The organism is Helcococcus ovis, assembly GCF_004524775.2.
GTDB lineage: Bacteria > Bacillota > Clostridia > Tissierellales > Peptoniphilaceae > Helcococcus > Helcococcus ovis.
The window spans coordinates 872,344-891,795 of the sequence record NZ_CP119081.1; the positions used below are offsets into that span (position 1 = coordinate 872,344).

17 protein-coding genes are annotated in these 19,452 nt (G+C 28.1%); 2 read left to right on the forward strand and 15 right to left on the reverse strand.

Annotated features, from left to right (window positions below; translation table 11 throughout):
* Nucleotides 1-11: 11 nt before the first annotated feature.
* The 13 genes from rnpM to EQF90_RS04165 form a co-directional block, all read right to left on the reverse strand.
* Nucleotides 12-266, reverse strand: a complete 255-nt coding sequence (gene rnpM / locus EQF90_RS04100; protein WP_134710692.1) for an RNase P modulator RnpM — start codon at nucleotides 264-266, stop codon at nucleotides 12-14.
* Entirely contained in the window at nucleotides 259-1,416 is a 1,158-nt protein-coding gene (gene nusA, locus EQF90_RS04105) for a transcription termination factor NusA (RefSeq protein WP_134710693.1), read from the reverse strand. The genes rnpM and nusA overlap by 8 nt, the downstream gene beginning before the upstream one ends.
* A gap of 9 nt (nucleotides 1,417-1,425) precedes the next feature.
* Nucleotides 1,426-1,887: a ribosome maturation factor RimP gene (locus tag EQF90_RS04110; RefSeq protein ID WP_134710694.1), complete on the reverse strand. Its 462-nt coding sequence runs from the start codon at nucleotides 1,885-1,887 to the stop codon at nucleotides 1,426-1,428.
* Between the two features lie 98 nt (nucleotides 1,888-1,985).
* Nucleotides 1,986-6,185, reverse strand: a complete 4,200-nt coding sequence (locus EQF90_RS04115) for a PolC-type DNA polymerase III (protein ID WP_134710695.1) — start codon at nucleotides 6,183-6,185, stop codon at nucleotides 1,986-1,988.
* A 12-nt stretch (nucleotides 6,186-6,197) separates the two neighbouring features.
* The gene (gene rseP / locus EQF90_RS04120) at nucleotides 6,198-7,199 is read right to left on the reverse strand and encodes an RIP metalloprotease RseP (RefSeq protein ID WP_134710696.1); all 1,002 of its coding nucleotides are present in this window, start codon (nucleotides 7,197-7,199) and stop codon (nucleotides 6,198-6,200) included.
* Nucleotides 7,199-7,981, reverse strand: coding sequence for a phosphatidate cytidylyltransferase (locus EQF90_RS04125; RefSeq protein ID WP_134710697.1), 783 nt, complete (start codon nucleotides 7,979-7,981; stop codon nucleotides 7,199-7,201). The genes rseP and EQF90_RS04125 overlap by 1 nt, the downstream gene beginning before the upstream one ends.
* Entirely contained in the window at nucleotides 7,971-8,711 is a 741-nt protein-coding gene (locus EQF90_RS04130; RefSeq protein ID WP_134710698.1) for an isoprenyl transferase, read from the reverse strand. The genes EQF90_RS04125 and EQF90_RS04130 overlap by 11 nt, the downstream gene beginning before the upstream one ends.
* A 19-nt stretch (nucleotides 8,712-8,730) precedes the next feature.
* On the reverse strand, nucleotides 8,731-9,288 hold the full coding sequence (frr, locus tag EQF90_RS04135) for a ribosome recycling factor (protein ID WP_134710699.1): 558 nt from the start codon (nucleotides 9,286-9,288) through the stop codon (nucleotides 8,731-8,733).
* Nucleotides 9,278-9,997: a UMP kinase gene (pyrH, locus tag EQF90_RS04140; RefSeq protein ID WP_134710700.1), complete on the reverse strand. Its 720-nt coding sequence runs from the start codon at nucleotides 9,995-9,997 to the stop codon at nucleotides 9,278-9,280. Before pyrH ends, frr begins: the two co-directional genes overlap by 11 nt.
* A 71-nt stretch (nucleotides 9,998-10,068) precedes the next feature.
* The gene (gene tsf, locus EQF90_RS08365) at nucleotides 10,069-11,139 is read right to left on the reverse strand and encodes a translation elongation factor Ts (RefSeq protein ID WP_134710701.1); all 1,071 of its coding nucleotides are present in this window, start codon (nucleotides 11,137-11,139) and stop codon (nucleotides 10,069-10,071) included.
* An 83-nt stretch (nucleotides 11,140-11,222) separates the two neighbouring features.
* Nucleotides 11,223-11,996, reverse strand: a complete 774-nt coding sequence (rpsB, locus tag EQF90_RS04155; protein ID WP_134710702.1) for a 30S ribosomal protein S2 — start codon at nucleotides 11,994-11,996, stop codon at nucleotides 11,223-11,225.
* A 196-nt stretch (nucleotides 11,997-12,192) separates the two neighbouring features.
* Entirely contained in the window at nucleotides 12,193-12,657 is a 465-nt protein-coding gene (locus EQF90_RS04160) for a DUF948 domain-containing protein (RefSeq protein ID WP_134710703.1), read from the reverse strand.
* Nucleotides 12,658-12,669: 12 nt separating this feature from the next.
* A complete protein-coding gene (locus EQF90_RS04165) occupies nucleotides 12,670-13,158 on the reverse strand; it encodes a YtxH domain-containing protein (protein WP_134710704.1) in 489 nt (162 codons plus the stop codon).
* Nucleotides 13,159-13,427: 269 nt separating this feature from the next.
* Here EQF90_RS04165 and EQF90_RS04170 point away from each other — a divergent pair, with 269 nt between their 5' ends.
* The gene (locus EQF90_RS04170; RefSeq protein WP_134710705.1) at nucleotides 13,428-13,790 is read left to right on the forward strand and encodes an NAD(+)/NADH kinase; all 363 of its coding nucleotides are present in this window, start codon (nucleotides 13,428-13,430) and stop codon (nucleotides 13,788-13,790) included.
* Between the two features lie 86 nt (nucleotides 13,791-13,876).
* Nucleotides 13,877-15,595 carry an IS1634 family transposase gene (locus tag EQF90_RS04175; RefSeq protein ID WP_134710706.1) on the forward strand — a complete coding sequence of 573 codons (1,719 nt, stop codon included), beginning with the start codon at nucleotides 13,877-13,879 and terminating at the stop codon, nucleotides 15,593-15,595.
* A gap of 244 nt (nucleotides 15,596-15,839) precedes the next feature.
* On the opposite strand, the gene tetB(P) is transcribed toward EQF90_RS04175, so the two are convergent.
* Nucleotides 15,840-17,798, reverse strand: a complete 1,959-nt coding sequence (gene tetB(P) / locus EQF90_RS04180; RefSeq protein WP_006440995.1) for a tetracycline resistance ribosomal protection protein TetB(P) — start codon at nucleotides 17,796-17,798, stop codon at nucleotides 15,840-15,842.
* Nucleotides 17,782-19,044, reverse strand: coding sequence for a tetracycline efflux MFS transporter TetA(P) (gene tetA(P) / locus EQF90_RS04185; RefSeq protein ID WP_134710707.1), 1,263 nt, complete (start codon nucleotides 19,042-19,044; stop codon nucleotides 17,782-17,784). The genes tetB(P) and tetA(P) overlap by 17 nt, the downstream gene beginning before the upstream one ends.
* Nucleotides 19,045-19,452: the final 408 nt, after the last annotated feature.

The window sequence follows — 19,452 nt, forward strand, 5'->3', positions numbered from 1 at the left end:
TATACACCTTTCTACATAGTTTCCAACTCCTTGTAAATTTTATCATCTACGTTTGTTTTTAAGTGACGATTTAAAAGTTTTTTTGAAATCGCAGTATTCAAACAACTTTTATTTTTACATATATAGGCACCCCTACCATTAAGTTTTCCACTATAATCTATATTAATATTTCCTTCTTTATCTTTTACTATTCTAATTAAATCTTTTTTAGATTTTTGTTCTTTGCACACAATGCATTTTCTTAATCTCAAATCTGAATTACTCATTTATATCATCCAAAGTATAATTTTGAGAATCTTCATTTATAACTTCTTTAGTTGTTTCTTCAAAATCTTCATGAACTTCAGATTCCCTAAGCTTTAATTCTTCTAATTCTTTTAATACTTCATCCATTTTACTTTCAGCTTTTATATCTATTTTCCAATTAGTTAGCTTAGCAGCTAATCTAACATTTTGTCCTTCTTTGCCTATAGCTAAAGATAATTGACTATCCGGAACAAATGCTACTGCTTCTTTTTTGTCCGCATCAATATATACATCTACAACCTCAGATGGTGATAATGAATTTGAGATATATACTTTCATATCTTTACTCCAAACAACAATATCAATCTTTTCACCATTTATTTCTTCAACTATTGAGTTGACTCTGGCACCTTTCATCCCAACGCACGCACCTACAGGATCAATAGAACTATCTTCAGCATAAACAGCAATTTTTGTTCTATATCCTGCTTCTCTGGAAATTGACATAATTTCTACCGTGCCTTGACTAATTTCCGGCACTTCAATTTCAAATAATTTTGCAACAAATTCAGGAGCTCGTCTAGATAACAATATTTGTGGACCTTTACTTGTTTCTTTTACTTCTTTTACATACAATTTTACTCTATCTCCGGGTTTAAAATTTTCCCCTTCAACTTGTTCTTTTTCAGGTATATATCCCTCAGATTTTCCTAAATCTACATATATATTTTTATAGTCAATTCTTTGTATTATGCCATTTATTATATCTTTTTCTTTGTCAATATAACTTTCATAGATAACTTTCCTTTCAGCATCTCTTATATATTGTATAACAATATTTCTTGCTTTTTGAGCTGCTACTCTTGCAAAGTTTTTTGGAGTAACCTTTATCTTAAGTTCCTTACCAATTTTTGCACGTTTATTATGAAATAAAGCTTCTTCTAAGGAAATTTGAGTATTTGGATCAATAACATTTTCTACAACTTCTTTTATAGCTAAAACCTTAGTATCTCCTGTTTCTTCATTTATGCTAATTTCTACATTTGTACTATCATAATTTTCTTCAAAACTTTTTTCTAAAGCTCTTTCAACCGCAGTAATTATTTCTTCTTTTTTTATACCTTTTTCTTTTTCTATTTCATCTAAAGCTCTTATAAATTCTTTATTCATAATTATATTCTAAAACTCTAACCAAATTTTAATTAGGCTTATATCCTTTCTTTTTAATATTATTTTTTCGTTGTTATCATCTGATAATATAATATCATCAGAACTATATTCTTGTAAAATTGCCACATAATCTTTAATTCCATTTATCTTTTTATATAAATGAACTTCAATAATTCGTCCAATATTTCGCCTTAAATCATCATCAGTCTTTAACGGTCTATTTAAATCAGGAGATGAAACTTCAAGATAATAATGTACACTAATAGGATCTAATTCATCTAATCTAGCATCTAAATATCTTGAAACTTTTTCACAATCATCTATATTAATACCATTATCACTATATATATAAAACCTTAAATAATTTTCGCCATTCTCTTTAATAAATTCTATGTCAACTAATTCATACCCCATATCTGTTATATTAGGTTCAAATTCAAGTTTTAATTGTTCAATTAAATTTTTTGACATTATCACTCCTTGTAATGAATAAAGAGTGGACCTCTGTCCACTCTCTAGTAACGCTCTATCTACTAACATTATATCAATTAAATACTATTTAGTCAAATTTACATATTAAAAAAGTCAATTTGATTTGTATCTTGCATGCCATCAAAAACACCTGCATTTTCAAGTGTTTCGACAGCTGTCTTGTTAATTTTAGTTCTATTTATAAAATCTTCTTTAGAAATGAATTCTCCGGATTTTCTAGCTTCTGCAATTCTAATAGCCATTGATTCAGAAATATTTTCCATTGCCATAAGAGGTGCTAAAATAGTATTATCATCAATTACTTCAAATTCTAAAGGATGTGATTTGTATAAATCTACCTTTTCCATCTTTATATCTCTAGCATACATTTCCTCTGCAAGTTCATAACAGTAAAATTCATTATTTATATCAACATTATCTTGAGATTTTAATGTATTTATAAATGAAGTCATATAATCAAGTCCTCTTGAAATATGTGTATATTTAAAATCAGAAATTGCATTTGTAAAATATACAGCATAAAAATATGCTGGATGATGTACCTTAAAATATGCGATTCTAAAACTCATCATAACATATGCCACAGCATGTGCTTTAGGAAACATATATTGTATTTTCTGACATGAGTCAATATACCAGTCAGGCACACTACATTTTTTCATTTCCTTAATCTGATCATCAGATACGCCTTTACCTTTTCTAACTTTTTCCATAATATCAAATGCAAGTTTTTTATCCAATCCTTTTTCTATTAAATAGTTCATAATATCATCACGAGTACATATTGCACTCTTTAAATTACAAATTCCCTGTCTAATTAGTTCTTGAGCATTTCCTAACCATACATCTGTGCCGTGTGATAACCCTGAAATACGTATCAACTCTTCAAATGTTGTAGGTTTAGTATCTGCTAGCATACCACGAACAAAATTTGTACCAAATTCTGGTATTCCAAGAGAACCATCTTTAATATTTGTATATTCATGTTTGATATTAAGTTTATCAGTTGAGCTGAATATGCTCATTGTATCCTTATCATCCAAAGGAACTTTTACAGCATTTACTCCACTTTTATCCGACAATAATCTAATAATAGTTGGAGCATTATGTCCAAGTAAATCAAGCTTTAATAAGTTTTTATCTATTGCATGATAATCAAAATGAGTAGTTATAATTCCTGTTTCTTTTTTATCTGCCGGATATTGCACAGGTGTAAAATCTTCAATATCTTTATTATCAGGTACAATAATAAGACCACCGGCATGCTGTCCCGTTGTTCTTTTAACACCGGTAATATATCTTTTTACTCTATTTATATTTGCATTATCAAGTTGAATTTTTTCATCATCAGGGTAGTATTCTTTATATTTTCTTGCCATACCATATGCAGTTTTTTCAGCAATCGTACCTAAAGTACCAGCTCTAAATACTTTACCGGGTCCAAAGAATTTTTCTGTGTATTTATGGATTTTTGATTGATAAACAGATGCAAAGTTCAAGTCAATATCAGGTTCTTTATCTCCTTCAAATCCTAAGAATACTTCAAATGGAATATCAAAACCTTCTTTAATCATCTTACTACTGCATTTTGGACAAATTTTATCAGGTAAATCAACACCACAAGAATATCTTTCATCTTCGTTAAATTCTACATGTTTACAGTTTTCACATATATAATGTGCAGGAAGAGGATTTACTTCTGTAATATCTGCCATTGTTGCTGCAAAACTTGATCCTACACTACCTCTAGAACCTACTAAATAACCTTGTCTATTAGATTCCCTTACAAGTTCTTGAGCAATTACATATAATGAAGCATATCCATTTCCTATAATAGAATTTAACTCCCTATTTAATCTATTCTCAACTAATTGTGGTAGTGTTTGACCATATATTGCCCTCGCTTTTTCAAACGATTCTGTTTGTAATCTTTCAACAGCTTTTTCTACATTAGGTGGAAATGTACCATCTGCAATAGGCGAAATATTTTCAATCATATTATTTAATTTATATGAATTTGTAACTACAACTTCATAAGCTTTTTCAACGCCTAGATATGAAAATTCATTTAACATTTCCTGAGTATTTTTTAAGTAAAAAGCCCCAGAATTTTCCTGACTTCTCTTTCTTGGATAATTTTTTAATACATTTCTAAAAGGATAGTCTTTTTTATCAATATAGTAAACATCTCCCATAGCAATCGCAGGAATATTTATTATTTCAGCAATTTCTATTAATTTTTTATTAATATTTTTAAGATGATCTTCGTTTCTGATATAACCTCTTTTAATTAAATGATCACTGAAATCAAGAGGAATTAATGAAATAAAATTAAAGAATTTAGCTTCATTTAACAATATTTCATCATCATATCCAAGTGAAATTAAATTAAATAATCTACTTTTATAGTTACCGGTTCCGATCAAAATTCCTTCTCGCAAACTTTCTAAAATATCTAATGGTATACTTGGATTTCTATGATAGTATTCTAAATTTGATTTCGACACTATTATATATAAATTTTTTAATCCTATCTTATTTTGTACATATAATAATCCTTGATATTCTTTATGTTGAGCAACATCAAATGTTATATCCATTTTATTAATATTTTGATTAAATTTAATATTCAATTCATCGAGTTGTTTTAACATTTTTATAAATACTTCTGCTGTTGCTTTAGCATCATCAGAAGCTCTATGATGGTTTAGTAAATTTACCTTATAATGTTTTGTTAGAGTATCCAATTTATGATTTTTTAAATTAGGATTTAATGCCCTTGAAATATACATTGTATCAGCATAAACAGGCTTAAATTCTAAACCTACTTCACTTGTTTTAGCTAAAATAAATTCAACATCGAATTCTGCATTATGAGCAACTAAAATTGTGTTTTTTGTGAATTCTAAAAATTTAGGTAGCACAATATCAATTGTATCGGCATTTACAACCATATCATTTGTAATACCTGTTAATTCAGTTGTAAATTCACTTAATGGTTCCTTCGGATTTACAAATTCTTCAAAAACTTCTATTATTTCACCATTTCTTATTTTTACTGCACCAAACTCTATAATTTTGTCTGTAAAATTCGACAATCCTGTTGTTTCCAAGTCAAATACAACATAGTCTTTGTTATCAAGAGGTAAATTATAATAATTTCTAAGTATTGTCATCTCTGAATCAATAAAATTAGTTTGCAATCCTAGGTTAAGCTTAATACCATTAGATTTTGCTACTTTATAAATTTCAGGATATGCCTGCACATTAAATAAATCAGATACACCTACATTTTCATGCCCCCAAGTCTTTAATGTTTTAAATAGAGATGAAATATCGACTACAGATTCTGAATTCGTATATTTGGTATGAATATTAAACTCTATCCTTTTTTCTTTTGATAAATCTTGTCTAACAGGTAAAATTGTTTGTTCAATACTTGTAACATTTAATATAGATGATTTTTCCCACTCATCAAATGCATAAATTCCCGACAAAATTACATCCATACCATTTTTAAAATTAGCTAAAAAGTCCTCAATTTTATCACTTCTTACAAATATTTTACATGAAATTGCATAATAGCCATTATCTAAGGAAAACTTAATAAAACAACCGGATTTAACAGTTCTACTTTCAAGATCGTATACTTTTCCTTTAACTTTAACTTTGTTTGTATCATTAACTAAATCCTCTAGTTCGGTAAAATTAGCAGGTATACCTTTTGTAAAACCATAAGAAAACATTTCTCCATTTTCAGAAGCTTTTTTAACTACTTCTTTTTCCTGTTTCCTATCTTCTTTTTCTTTAGCTTTTTTTATCTGTAGTAATATTTCTTCTTCTCTTTTTTTTGCAATTTCTTCAATTACATCTTTATTATCAATGTTATTTTCTAAAAATTCTACTTCTATATCCAACTTTGAAACTTTATCCCTAAATCTTATAAAAATATCTTTAGTTTCATAAAATTGCTTTTGATTAATATGTAATAAAAATATAGTAAATTTCGGATCATTATATTCATATCTCAATGAAGGAAAAACTTCTGAAAAATAGTCAAATATTTCTTTTAATGTAAATAATGATATTTCAATGTTTACTTCATAATTTTCCAACACTTTATTAAAATATTTTTTTATATCATCAATATTCACATCTTCCTTCGAAAGAAGCTTTATATTAAGTTCATTTTCAATTTTAAAAAACGAAACTTCATCTAAAAAAAGTTTCGTTTTATTGTTTTTATTATATTCTTCTAAAAATTCGATAAATTGCATTATTACATCCCTCTAAAATAGTGAAATTACATCTTTAATTGTAACTAATAAAATTAGTCCAAGTAAAAATATAAATCCAACGATTGTAATTCTTTCTTCAAATTTTCTATTTATTGGTTTACCAATAATCATTTCACAAATTATAAATAATAATTTAGAGCCATCAAGTGCGGGTATAGGTAATAAATTAAAGAATCCTAAATTGATAGAAATTACTGCAGCAAATATTAGAAATGATTCAAAACCATTATTAACAACTGTGCCTACTTGCTTTATAACACCTACAGGTCCTGATAATTGATTCAATCCTAAAGCACCTGATACTAAACCTCTTAAACCATTCCAAATCTCGCCCATAGTATAGAAGGTCATATAAAATGAATATTTTAAATTACTTAAAATACCTCCTTCTAATACTGGTAAAATACCTATAGATTTTTGTCCATTTTTATCTACTGTATTTAATTCGATAGAAAGTTGTTTATTATCTCTTAAAATTAAAATATTTGCTTTTTGTTTAGAATTTCTTAATTCAGAAACTATTTCCGGAAAAATATTAATATTATTTCCATTTATCTTTAGAATTTTATCTCCGGGTTTAATTTCAGCCATTTGTGCTGGAGAATTATCTAAAACTTTATTTACAATTGTTGAGGGAGTCCCCTTAAATGCGTTAATACCAAAAAATACAATCACTGCAAATAACAAGTTAATTCCCGGTCCTGCTAAAATTGTAATAAATTTTTTCCAAGGTTTAGAATTATTATAACTTCTTTCATCCTCGGAATCACTTTCTTCTCCTTCCATCATGACATAACCTCCAATTGGTAATGCTCTTAATGAATAAAGAGTTTCTTTTCCCTGTTTACTATATATGGATGGTCCCATACCTATTGAAAACTCGTTAACCTTAATACCGGACAATTTCGCACCTGTAAAATGTCCTCCTTCGTGTATTGTAATTAAAAATAAAAACATTAATAATCCAATAATAATATTTATTGCTGTACTCATTATAACCTCAAATTAATAATCATTACGTATACTAAAGGCGCAACAAAGAGTAATGAATCAAATCTATCCATTATACCTCCATGTCCGATTAATATACTTCCATAGTCCTTAATACCTGCTTTTCTTTTTATTAAAGATGCAAATAAATCTCCAATTTGTGAGAAAATTGAAAATATTATAGCGAATCCATATAAAAATAAATCTTGATTTAAATTAAATATATTTATAAAAATATAAGTAAAGACTATACCACCTAAAATTCCACCAAAAGCTCCTTCAACTGTCTTTTTAGGAGAAAGTCTTTCTATCAACTTATGTTTACCAAATAATATACCTATAGCATATGCAAATGTATCTGTAAACGATGGTAATGCATAAGCATATAAAATCCATTTACTATCTCTTAAATTTAATAAAAGAATATAGGGTGCCGTTATATACAAAATTATAAAAATATTTCCTAATATATCATTAATTTTACATTCTTTTTTTAAAATAATAAATGAAAATATAATTACAATCATTAAAATATATAAGCTAAATGTAATCTTTATATCATAAAATAAAGTTGATAAAATAAGAATGCTGTTAAGTATATATAATAGTTTATCTTCGATAACATAGTTTATCTTTTTCAAAGCTTTTGATAATTCAAAAATAGCTATATTTGATAAAATAAGCAATCCACATGTGAGAATAGGATTATTAAAATAAATCATTGCTAATATAATAAATATTAAAATTATACCTGTAATCACACGTTTTAATAAATTACTTTTCATTTAATCCACCAAACCTTCTATTTCTATTTATAAAATTAATAATAGAATCTTTGAATTCTTTTTCTCCATAATCCGGCCAAAATATTTTTGGAAAATCAAATTCAGAATATGCAAGTTGATATAACATAAAATTAGATAAACGCTTCTCTCCACCGGTTCGTATAAGTAAATCCGGATCAGGTATATCTGATGTATATAAATATTTTGATAAAGTTAAATCATCAATATAATCTTCTTTTATCTTTCCCAATCTTACATCATTACATATTTTTTTTATTCCCATAGATATTTCATTTCTAGAACCATAGTTTAGACCAATATTTACTGTTAAACCAGTATTATCCTTAGTTTTATTAATAGCATATTCAACAGCCTTTTTACTTGTGAAAGGCAGCTTACTTATATCCCCCATTAATGTTAATCTTACATTATTTTCAATTAACCTATTTAATTCATTTTTTATAAATGTATTTAATATTGAGAATAAAGTCGACACCTCTATTTGGGGTCTCTTCCAATTTTCAGTAGAAAAAGCGTACAAACTTAAATATTTAATTTCTAATTTTTGTGCAACTTCGATAATTTCAACAACTTTTTGCATTCCTGCACTATGTCCTTTACTTCTATCTAAGCCTCTTTCTTGTGCCCATCTCCCATTACCATCCATTATGATTGCAATGTGATTTAATGAACTATTTTTTATTAATTCAATTAAATTTTTATCATTCATACGCTCCCTACCTATTAAATTATATTGTTAATAATTCTTTTTCTTTTTCTTTTGTAACTTCATCTATTTTCTTTACAAATTCATCAACTAAATCTTGAACTTCTTTTTCTAAAACTTTCTTATCATCTTCTGAGATTTCTTTATCTTTTTCAGCTTTCTTAATGCTATCAATCATATCACGTCTATAATTTCTTATACCTACTTTAGATTGTTCACCTTTAGCCTTAACCTCTTTTACAAGATCTTTACGAGTTGATTCATTTAATTCCGGGAAAGGTAACCTTATAACTTTACCATCATTTGAAGGTGTGATTCCCAATTCAGATGCTAAAATAGATCTTTCAATATTTTTTAATTGAGATACATCCCATGGCTGTATAACTAATAATCTTGCTTCAGGCACTGTAATAGTAGCAGCATTTTTTATAGGTGTCTGTGTTCCATAATAATCAAAATGAATATTTTCTACTAATGATGGGTTTGCTCTACCGGCTCTTATAGAATTTAGATTATCCTTATATCCTTTTAAATGTTGTTCAAAATGTTTTCTTCCATCTTTGATTAAATTATTTATCATTGTCTCCTCCAACAATAGTGCCAATTTTTTCGCCTTTTACAATTTTAACTAAATTTTCAGGATTATCAATACCAAAAACAACTAAAGGCATGTTATTATCCCTACATAATGATGTAGCTGAAGCATCCATAACACCTAAATTTTTAGTTAAAATTTCTTTATATGATAATTCATTATATCTTACTGCATCATCAAATTTATTAGGATCTTTATCGTAAATTGCGTCAGTACCTGTCTTACCAATTAATATTGCATCAGCTCCTATTTCTAAAGCTCTTAATGCTGAAGTTGTATCCGTTGAAAAATATGGATGTCCCGTTCCGGCAGCAAATATAACTACCCTACCTTTTTCTAAATGTCTTATAGCTCTTCTTACAATAAATGGTTCTGCAACTTCATTCATTTGAATAGCTGTTTGAACTCTTGTTTCCAAATTTATCTTTTCTAAGGCAGCTTGTACTCTTAATGCATTCATAACTGTACCCAACATACCTATGTTGTCTGATACAGTTCTGTCCATATCATCTTGATTTCTTCCTCTCCAGAAATTACCGCCACCAACAACAATACCTATTTGTACATTTAAATCATGTACTTCTTTTATAGTTTTAGCAATATTGTTTATTGCATTATCATCCATTCCAAAACCCTTGCCTCCCGCAAGAGCTTCCCCACTTAATTTGATAAGAACTCTTTTGTTAATATACATATTATATCTCCATAAATTTATATACAGTAAAAGAGAACAATTTATGTTCTCTTTTAGTAATCGTGAATATATTATTCGCCTCTCATTTGACTTGCAACTTCTTCAGCAAAGTTTTCTTCTTTCTTTTCGATACCTTCACCTACTTTAAATCTTGCATATTCAACAACTTCTAAAGAACCATTTAATTCTTTTGCTTTATCATTAATTGCTTCTTCTACAGTTTTATCTGCATCTAATACATATATTTGGCTATATAAAGCATATTGAGCATCTATTTGTGTATTATCTTCAAAGAATTTTGAAATTTTACCGGGAACAATTCTATCTAAAATATGTTCCGGTTTACCTTCTGCCAATAATTCTTGTCTAATTAATTCTGTTTCTTGAGCTAAAACGTCATCTGTAATTTGAGCTCTGGATCCATATTTAGGAATATGTCTTAATGGTTTTCCTAATCTTTCATTTTCTTCATTTTGAACTTCTAAAGCACCTTTTAATGCAGCAAGTTCTTTTTCAACAAACTCCGGAGATAATTCTTTATATGAAATATACTCTGGACTCATAGCTGAAATGTGCATTGTCACATTTTGTAATAATTGTTTAGCACCTTCTAATGTTTTTTCACTATCTGCTTTTGCTTTTAATACTACACCATTTGTATTATTGAAGTGTACATATCCTACTATTTCTTCATTTTCTTTTGCCATTAATGTAGAAATTCTTCTTACAACAATATTTTCACCAATATTTGCAATTTGTGTACTCATGTAATCTTTGAAGTTTTGTCCTTCAAATATTGTTTCGTTTAATTCTTCTACTGTTTTAATATTGTTATCAAATACATGTTTAACAATTTTATCTGATAATGCAACAAAGTTTTCGTTTTTAGCAACAAAGTCTGTTTGTGTATTAATTTCAATTAAAGTACCTTTTTTGTTATCTTCTGAAACAAGTAATTTTATAATTCCTTCTGCAGCAACTTTTCCTGCTTTTTTAACAGCTTTTGCTGCACCTTTTTCTCTTAGCAAATCAACAGCTTTGTCCATGTCTCCATTTGTTTCTTGTAAAGCTTGTTTGCAATCCATCATACCAGCACCAGTTAAATCTCTTAACTCTTTAACCATTTTTGCAGTAATTTCCATATATCCTCCTAAATTTATTTCTATATATTTATAGGAAGTAGCGGTACTACTTCCTATTAATTTTGCATATTTTATTATTTAAATTATTCTGCAGAATCTTCTTGTATTTCTTCGACAACTTCTTCTACTTCTGATTCTTCAGAAACAAAACTTTCTTCTGATGTATCATTTGATTCACCTTGTCTTCCTTCAATGATTGCATCTGCCATAGCTGCAGTTATTAATTTAACTGATCTAATAGCATCATCATTACCAGGAATTGGATAATCAACATCATCAGGATCACAGTTTGTGTCTATAATACCAACAATTGGAATCCCTAATTTTCTTGCTTCTTTTACAGCAATATTTTCATTTTTAGGATCTACAACAAACATTAAATCTGGTAGACCTGGCATATCTTTAATACCACCTAAGTACTTATTTAATTTTTCTAATTCTCTTTCTAAATTTAATACTTCTTTCTTTGGTAATAAATCAAAAGTACCATCTTCTGACATTCTTTCAATTTCTTCTAATCTTTTGATTGATTTTTTAATTGTATTGTGGTTTGTTAACATACCACCAAGCCATCTTTGTGATACGTAATATTGTCCTGCTCTTTTTGCTTCAAACTCTATAGCGTCTTGAGCTTGTTTTTTTGTACCAACAAATAAAACATTTCCGCCTTCACTAGCAACTTCTCTTATTACATCATAAGCTTCATCAACCTTTTTTACTGTTTTTTGTAAATCAATGATGTAAATTCCATTTCTTTCTGTAAATATAAATTTGCTCATTTTTGGATTCCATCTTCTTGTTTGGTGACCAAAATGAACACCAGCTTCTAATAAAGCTTTCATTGGTATAACTGACATATTTTTCTCCTTGTGTTTTTTATTTGCCTCCATTATCCTTCAATGTCCAACCTTACGGCACACAGACACAAACAAATAATGTGTTTATTTGACTTAAAAAGTATATCATATAATGTGTATTTTATCAAGCTTTATATTATTTTATTATTATAATTTTTTTATTAAAAAAGATGGATTTTAAAATCCATCTAAAAAACTATTTTTTTATTTTACTAATAAGTTTAATTATCCCTTTAAATAAGGAAACATAGTCCGTTGCATTAGTGAAAGTATTTGTAAATCTACTTGCTGTATCTGCCGCAGCAATCCCAACAACTTCAACTGTATCTGATAAATTTGTAGTTATGTTTGATACATTATTTGTTACTTTACTTACATCAGCAAGCGTTGAAGTAATACTTGGTTTTATGTCATTTACAATTTCATCTGTATTAACTAAAATGCTATTAATATTAGTTATAACATCCGGTAAATTTTTTAATGTACCATCTAAGCTTTCTTTATTGTCTTCTAATGTTTTATTGATATTACCAAGTAAATTAGCTAAGGATATAAATACTTTTGCTAAGAATATTAAACAAACTATTGCTGTAATAATAAGAACAAAAATCAATACATCATATAATGTGAAAGATATATTGATAGCGTTATTTGCTAACATATTTCCTCCCTATTATTTTTCTTTTTTTGCTTTTTCTTCTACTTCTTTTGCTTTTTCTTTTGTTTTCTTTGCAGCTTCTTCTACTTTATCCGCTACATCTTTTTTTGCTTCTTTAGCTTTATTTTTACCTTCTTCAACTTTATCTTTTACGGATTTTTTTACATCTTCAAATTGTTCTTCTACATCATCAGAAAAACTTCTCAAATCTGTTAATTTTTCTTCACCAAATTTATTTACTTTATCAACAACTTTATTATAAGTATTAGAAATTTCTTTACCTAATTCTTGAGATTTATCTTTGATAGTTTGACCTGCATCTTGTGCTGCATTTTTAATATCTTTTCTAGTTTCTTTACCTGATTTAGGAGCGAATAATATTCCTGCTGCTGAACCCAATAAAGTTCCTACTGCTAAACCTAATCCCACCTTACCAGCAGTCTCTCTTTTCTTTTGTCTTTCTAGCTCTCTTTGTTTTGCTAAAAAATAATCTTTTATTGACATAAATTTCCTCCCTTTGTTCTAGTAATAAAAAATATATCCACAGGTGACGAATAATTATACCTTCAATATGTGAAGGTGGGCTACCTGTCACCAATTTTTGTAGTCCATTTAAGGCATTACATCAATTTATGAACTCCGGATGCCCTTATAGTTAGTGTAGGTTAATTATAAAATCAACTGTGGATACATATATTATAACAGAAAATATTGCTTTTGAAAAGTAAACTATAATATGTTAATCTTTATATATAATATTCATGGAGGAAAAGATGAAAAAAAAGGTTAATATTTTTTCTAATCTATATAAAATTACAAATGAAATTAGAAAAATTGTTGAAGATGAATTAGTAGCAAATAACTTTATTGTTACCGATGAGTTTGACGAAAATGCTGATTTTAATATAGTTATCGGTGGAGATGGTACGTTTATAAAGGCTGTTCATGATTCTAATTTTTCTGAAATTCCTTTTATAGGTATAAATACCGGTCACCTAGGATTTTATAACGATGTACATCACAATGAAGTAGCAGAAACAATTCAAAAAATAAAAAATAACAACTATTTTATTCATAATTTACGCTATATCGGGAGTTTGACAGTTAAAAATAGAAAAATCGTTTGTAGGCATTGAAATGTCTATATTTTTTTGTCAAATTTTCCAAAGTAATTATAGTATTGTTTGGTATTGTATGATATAATATTACATGGGAGGATTTTATGAGACTTAATATTGTTAAATCAAAAAATGCTGAACAACTTTATATAATTAAATCCATCAGAAAAGATGGCAAATCTACAACTCGAATTATGAAAAAACTCGGTACTATGGCCTCTTTATTACCTAAATTTGGAAATGATAGAGAAAGTGTAATTGCTTGGGCTAAAAATGAAGCTAAGATTCTTACTAAATTAGAAGATGAAGGAAAAGTTTCTGTTGATGTTTCTTTTAATGAATTAAATCAAATCGAAATTGGTGAAAAGAACAATTTTAACATTGGATATCTTTTTGTAAATTTTTTGTATCACCAACTTGGTCTTGATAAAATATGCGAAGATATTTCTAAGAAACATAAAATTGAATACAACTTATCAGATGTGCTTAGTATGTTGATATCAACTCGTATTATTGCACCAGCCTCTAAATTATCCTCTTATGATTATGCTTTTAATTTTTTAGAACAACCTTCTTTTAAATTACAACACGTGTATAGAAGTCTTGATGTTCTATCAAAGCATTCTGATGAAATTCAAGCTTTGGTTTATGCTAATAGTGATAATTTAGTAAACAGGAACAAAGAAGTTCTTTATTATGACTGTACAAACTACTTTTTCGAAACTGAACAACCGCGTGGATATGCCCAATATGGTAGAAGTAAAGAGCATAGACCAAACCCTATTATACAAATGGGATTATTTTTAGATCGAAATGGGTTGCCTTTATGTTTTTCGATATTTGATGGTAACAAAAATGAACAACCAAGCCTTAAACCTTTAGAAAAGAAAATATTAAAAGATTTTGGATTATCTCAGTTTATTGTGTGCACAGATGCCGGGCTTGCAAGTTATGAAAACAGAAGATTTAACTCAATGTTAAATAGGTCTTTTATTGTTACTCAATCATTAAAAACTGTTAAAGATTTTATTCTACAATGGGCAATAGATCCAAATGGCTGGCAAATATCAGGGTCTAAAAAAACTTACAATATTGACAAAATTGATGAAAAACAACATGAAGATACCATATTTTTCAAAGAAAGATGGATAAATGAAAAAGGACTTGAACAACGATTAATTGTCTCATATTCAATTAAGCAAAGAAACTATCAAAGATTTATTAGAGAAAAACAAATTGAACGTGCAAAAAATATGATTAATACACCTAGTAAGATAAAAGATAGAAATCAAAACTCTCCAAAAAGATTTATAGATGAAACTAATATTACAAATGATGGAGAAATTTGTGATAAAAAGATTTTAAATCTAAATGAAGACAAGGTAAAAAAAGAAGAAATGTTTGATGGTTTCTACGCTACTTGTACAAATTTAGAAAAAGATATCAGTGAGATTATTCATATTAATAAGATGAGGTGGCAAATTGAGTCATGTTTTAGAACTATGAAAACAGAGTTTAAAACTAGACCAGTATATTTAAGAAATGATAATAGAATAGAAGCACATTTTCTAACTTGTTTTCTTTCATTACTAATTTTAAAAATTATTCAGATAAAAACTAAAAATGAATATTCTGAAGAAGAGATTTTGTCAACATTAAGATCAATGGATGTACACAAACTAAGAGATTTGGGATATTTAGGATCATATACAAGAACAGAAATCACAGATGATTTGCACGAATCTTTTGGATTTAGAACAGACAAAGAATTTATTTCGAAAAAAAGTATGAAAAAAATATTAAAGAAGACTAAAAAACGATAAACAATACTACATTTTTAAAAATATCAAAAGCTTTGAAACCCACTATTTACAATGTGTTTCAGAGCTTTTTTAATTCTAAAGTGTCAAACTCGAGATTACAAATTTCAAGCACTTACAATTAAGCATAGTAACATGAAAAAAGGAAGGGTCTTCATCTTCTTCAGACGACCCTTCCTTTACTTTTAGGCTTTGAATGTCTTATATTTAAATCCTACATATAAAAATTTAACTTATCTATTTAAATTTAATCTCTAATTGCGTTTAGTTTATGAAGCAAATACTCTTTTTTATTCAATGGATCATACGTTGTTTTTTTGCGTGCTTTTGAAAATTCAGCTGAAGCTTCCTTATACCCATAAAATTTTGTCACAAACATTCCTCTACCTTCTGTATATGAAGCTATTTTCATTTTATATTCTTTTGAATTTTCTACTGGAATTAATCCCTTTATTGAGAATTCATCCCCTATAACAATAGGATTATCAAAGGTTGCCCTCATAGTTTCTAAATCCCATACCGCTTTGCTTAAAGCATTTTGAGGAATCTTTAACTCAAACTCATGTAATGGCTCTAATAAAACAGTTTGTGCTTTATATAATGCTTCCATGAATACCATAGGTGTCACATTTCTAAAATCTGCTGGAGTGCTGGCTGGACTAAAAAATTCACCACAGCTAAGAGTGACTTTTACATCTGTAACCTCCCATCCAAATAATCCTTGTTTACTTGTCTTAATAACTGCTTCTTCAATTGCATTTTGAAAAGATTTTGGCAATGACCCTACTGAAACATTAGAAATATACCTAAGACCTTCGCCTCTCCCTGCTGGTTCTATTTCTAAGCCTACTGTCGCCCAAAATGGATTTAAGTCTTCCTGCATATGCATTATTGACGCTCCAAAACCTTTAGGTGTTTCCTTATAGATAGTCTCAATATTCGAAAACTCTACTTTTATTCCATATAAATCATCTAACATGGAACTTAGTATTTCCATTTGAACTTCACCGAATAAGTTGACATAAATTTCTTTATCTATGTCATTCATCTCTAATTCTAGTAGTGGATCTTCCTCTGCAAGTAATGTTAATGCTTTAAATAGCTCTGGATTTTTTTCTTTATCAATTGCAGAAATTGTTGTTTTTAATGCTGGTTTAGCTATAGATATATTTTTAATTTTATCATTTGAAATTCCAATAACATCTCCCACTTGGAAACTTGTAAGTCCATATAAAATACCTATATCCCCTGCTTCTATCCTCTGTGCTTCAACAACTCCCCCATTTTCTAACCTATTAATTTTCTTTACTTTTTCTGCTATCTCCTTATTAGGTACTTGAATTTTATCTCTTACAGATATTTTTCCTCCAAATAATCTTACATAAACCTTCTTTTCATTTTTACTTGTTCTTTCGATTTTAAATACTACTCCAGATAAATCACTTTCACAATCATCACCTGCAAATGGAAAATAACTACAAATTCCATCTAATAAGTCTTCAACTCCAAGTCCAATTGCTGCCGCACCACAAAATACTGGATATAGACTTCCTTCACTTGCATATAATGAAAGCTTTTCTTGTATTTCTTCTTTATCAGGTTCTATTCCACCAATATATCTTTCTAAAAATGCTTCGTCTAAGTCTGATAAAACATCAATAGCATCATCATTTATCATGCATGTATCAAATAGTTTTTTTATATAAACAGCTTTGCTTCCTACATCATATACTTCTTGTAATCTAACTACTTTATTGGACATATTCTTCTTTATATCTTCAAATACTTTATTGAAATTTGCCCCAATTCTATCTAGCTTATTTACAAAAATTATTGTTGGAATGTTTAACTCCTTTAATGTCTCAAATAATATTCTTGTTTGTGACTGAATACCCTCTACTCCTGATATAACTAGTATCGCTCCATCTAAAACACTTAATGAACGTTCAACTTCCGAAATAAAATCCACATGTCCTGGAGTATCAACAATATTAACCTTGACATTATTCCAATTAAAAGATATGGTTGATGATTTAATGGTAATCCCTCTCTTACGCTCAAGCTCCATAGAATCCGTCTGTGTATTGCCTAAATCAACTCTTCCAACTGATTTTATAGCTCCACTATAATATAATAAGTTTTCTGTTATAGTTGTTTTTCCTGCATCCACGTGTGCTACGATTCCTATATTAATTATTTTCTTCATAATCAATACCTCCAACTCTATCAACCACCTTTTTATCCATTATCATAGCAACAATATATAACACTAATACCGGTGTTACTAATAACGAAGTACATGCTATACCCATACTCACTGAAATATTTGTAGCTATGATTCCTATAATTGGTCCACCTAAAATTTGACCTAAGGAATTTATTTGTCCATTTATAGAAAGTACAGTAGATCTGGCCTTGTCATCTATATGTCCATTAAGCCATGCACTAAATATAGGTTTATTTATAGTTCTAAAGGTACTTGTCGCTAAATAAGCTATTAGCATTAAGTTAAATCTTTTTGTAATAGCAAATATGAACATAAATGATATATAAAATATATTTATACATAATAACAGCTTTCCATTTTTATTCTTATCATCATCCTTAAGCTTCTTTTCCATAAAATGCATTACTATAGCACTCAATATCATTCCTGCAATTCCAAAAATTCCGAACCAAGTCACTGGTTTAAGGTTTCCAAGTTTAGGAAGCATAGTATCTTGTAAAAAATGCATATTAGAAAGTCTATCATAACCTTCACTGGATAATCCATAAAATAAAGTTACTGAAAGCAAAATTATAATTATAGGTTTATTTTTTATAAATTTAAGACCAGATTTAAAGGTATATCCCATCTTTTTAAAAGTATTTAAATCCTCTGGAGCAGATGATTTAAAATTATTTTCTGGCATATATAACCATAAAAATAATGCAAGAATTATAAATAAGACTCCACTAACTATAATAGGTAGTCTTACAGATAAATTAGCTATTACAGTGCTTAGTACTATTCCAATAACCGATCCTATCTGTCCTGCTTGTGCTCCCTTTATATAAATTTTATCCAAATCTTTATCTTTCTCTTCTTCCGCAATCCAAGCTTCAACAGATCCACTAATAAAAGTAGAACCTAATCCCCATACAATCTGTGCTACAAGTACGAAAACGAAACTAGAAATAGAACCTTCTAAAATAAATCCCACTCCTGTTAAAACTACACCAATAACAATAGATAGTTTACGACTGTACACATCTGCAACTATTCCTGTAGGAATTTCAAATATAAAGCATGCTACTTCTAAAGTAGTTCCAACAAGTATAAACTGAAGTGGATTTAAATGCACCGTTTCAATGTGATACACTACCATAACTGTAGCTACTAACGAAAAACACATTGCTGCAATAGCTGAAAATAATAAATAAGTTTTATATGCTGAAAGTTTATTAACCATTAATCATCACCATCCTAGTATTTCTTAAAAAATTTGTTTGTTTTTCATAATCTTCATATTTAAATATATAAATCATCAAAATAATCTCCTTAAACAAAAAAAAGCTGCAAATGAACATAATTCACTTACAGCCTCATAATCATATAACCTAAATATAAACATAAAATATAGAACTTTAATTATATAACTTATGATTAAGCTATTCAAATTAAAATCTTATACCATATCTATATATAGCAAAAATAGACATAAAAATACCGTGTTTAGAACACGGTTTTCCTATCCTGCAAATAAAGATGTAACATGCTCATTATAATACTGATTATTTTTAGAGTACACAAATAAACATGGTAATATCAATATTATAAATAATTGATTCCACCACAAATAAACCTTGAGTTATTCAAG

Excerpts from the sequence above, each read along its gene's own strand:
- rnpM (WP_134710692.1), bottom strand. The coding sequence starts at position 266 with ATGAGTAATTCAGATTTGAGATTAAGAAAATGCATTGTGTGCAAAGAA.
- nusA (WP_134710693.1), bottom strand. The coding sequence starts at position 1,416 with ATGAATAAAGAATTTATAAGAGCTTTAGATGAAATAGAAAAAGAAAAA.
- EQF90_RS04110 (WP_134710694.1), bottom strand. The coding sequence starts at position 1,887 with ATGTCAAAAAATTTAATTGAACAATTAAAACTTGAATTTGAACCTAAT.
- EQF90_RS04115 (WP_134710695.1), bottom strand. The coding sequence starts at position 6,185 with ATGCAATTTATCGAATTTTTAGAAGAATATAATAAAAACAATAAAACG.
- rseP (WP_134710696.1), bottom strand. The coding sequence starts at position 7,199 with ATGAGTACAGCAATAAATATTATTATTGGATTATTAATGTTTTTATTT.
- EQF90_RS04125 (WP_134710697.1), bottom strand. The coding sequence starts at position 7,981 with ATGAAAAGTAATTTATTAAAACGTGTGATTACAGGTATAATTTTAATA.
- EQF90_RS04130 (WP_134710698.1), bottom strand. The coding sequence starts at position 8,711 with ATGAATGATAAAAATTTAATTGAATTAATAAAAAATAGTTCATTAAAT.
- frr (WP_134710699.1), bottom strand. The coding sequence starts at position 9,288 with ATGATAAATAATTTAATCAAAGATGGAAGAAAACATTTTGAACAACAT.
- pyrH (WP_134710700.1), bottom strand. The coding sequence starts at position 9,997 with ATGTATATTAACAAAAGAGTTCTTATCAAATTAAGTGGGGAAGCTCTT.
- tsf (WP_134710701.1), bottom strand. The coding sequence starts at position 11,139 with ATGGAAATTACTGCAAAAATGGTTAAAGAGTTAAGAGATTTAACTGGT.
- rpsB (WP_134710702.1), bottom strand. The coding sequence starts at position 11,996 with ATGTCAGTTATACCAATGAAAGCTTTATTAGAAGCTGGTGTTCATTTT.
- EQF90_RS04160 (WP_134710703.1), bottom strand. The coding sequence starts at position 12,657 with ATGTTAGCAAATAACGCTATCAATATATCTTTCACATTATATGATGTA.
- EQF90_RS04165 (WP_134710704.1), bottom strand. The coding sequence starts at position 13,158 with ATGTCAATAAAAGATTATTTTTTAGCAAAACAAAGAGAGCTAGAAAGA.
- EQF90_RS04170 (WP_134710705.1), top strand. The coding sequence starts at position 13,428 with ATGAAAAAAAAGGTTAATATTTTTTCTAATCTATATAAAATTACAAAT.
- EQF90_RS04175 (WP_134710706.1), top strand. The coding sequence starts at position 13,877 with ATGAGACTTAATATTGTTAAATCAAAAAATGCTGAACAACTTTATATA.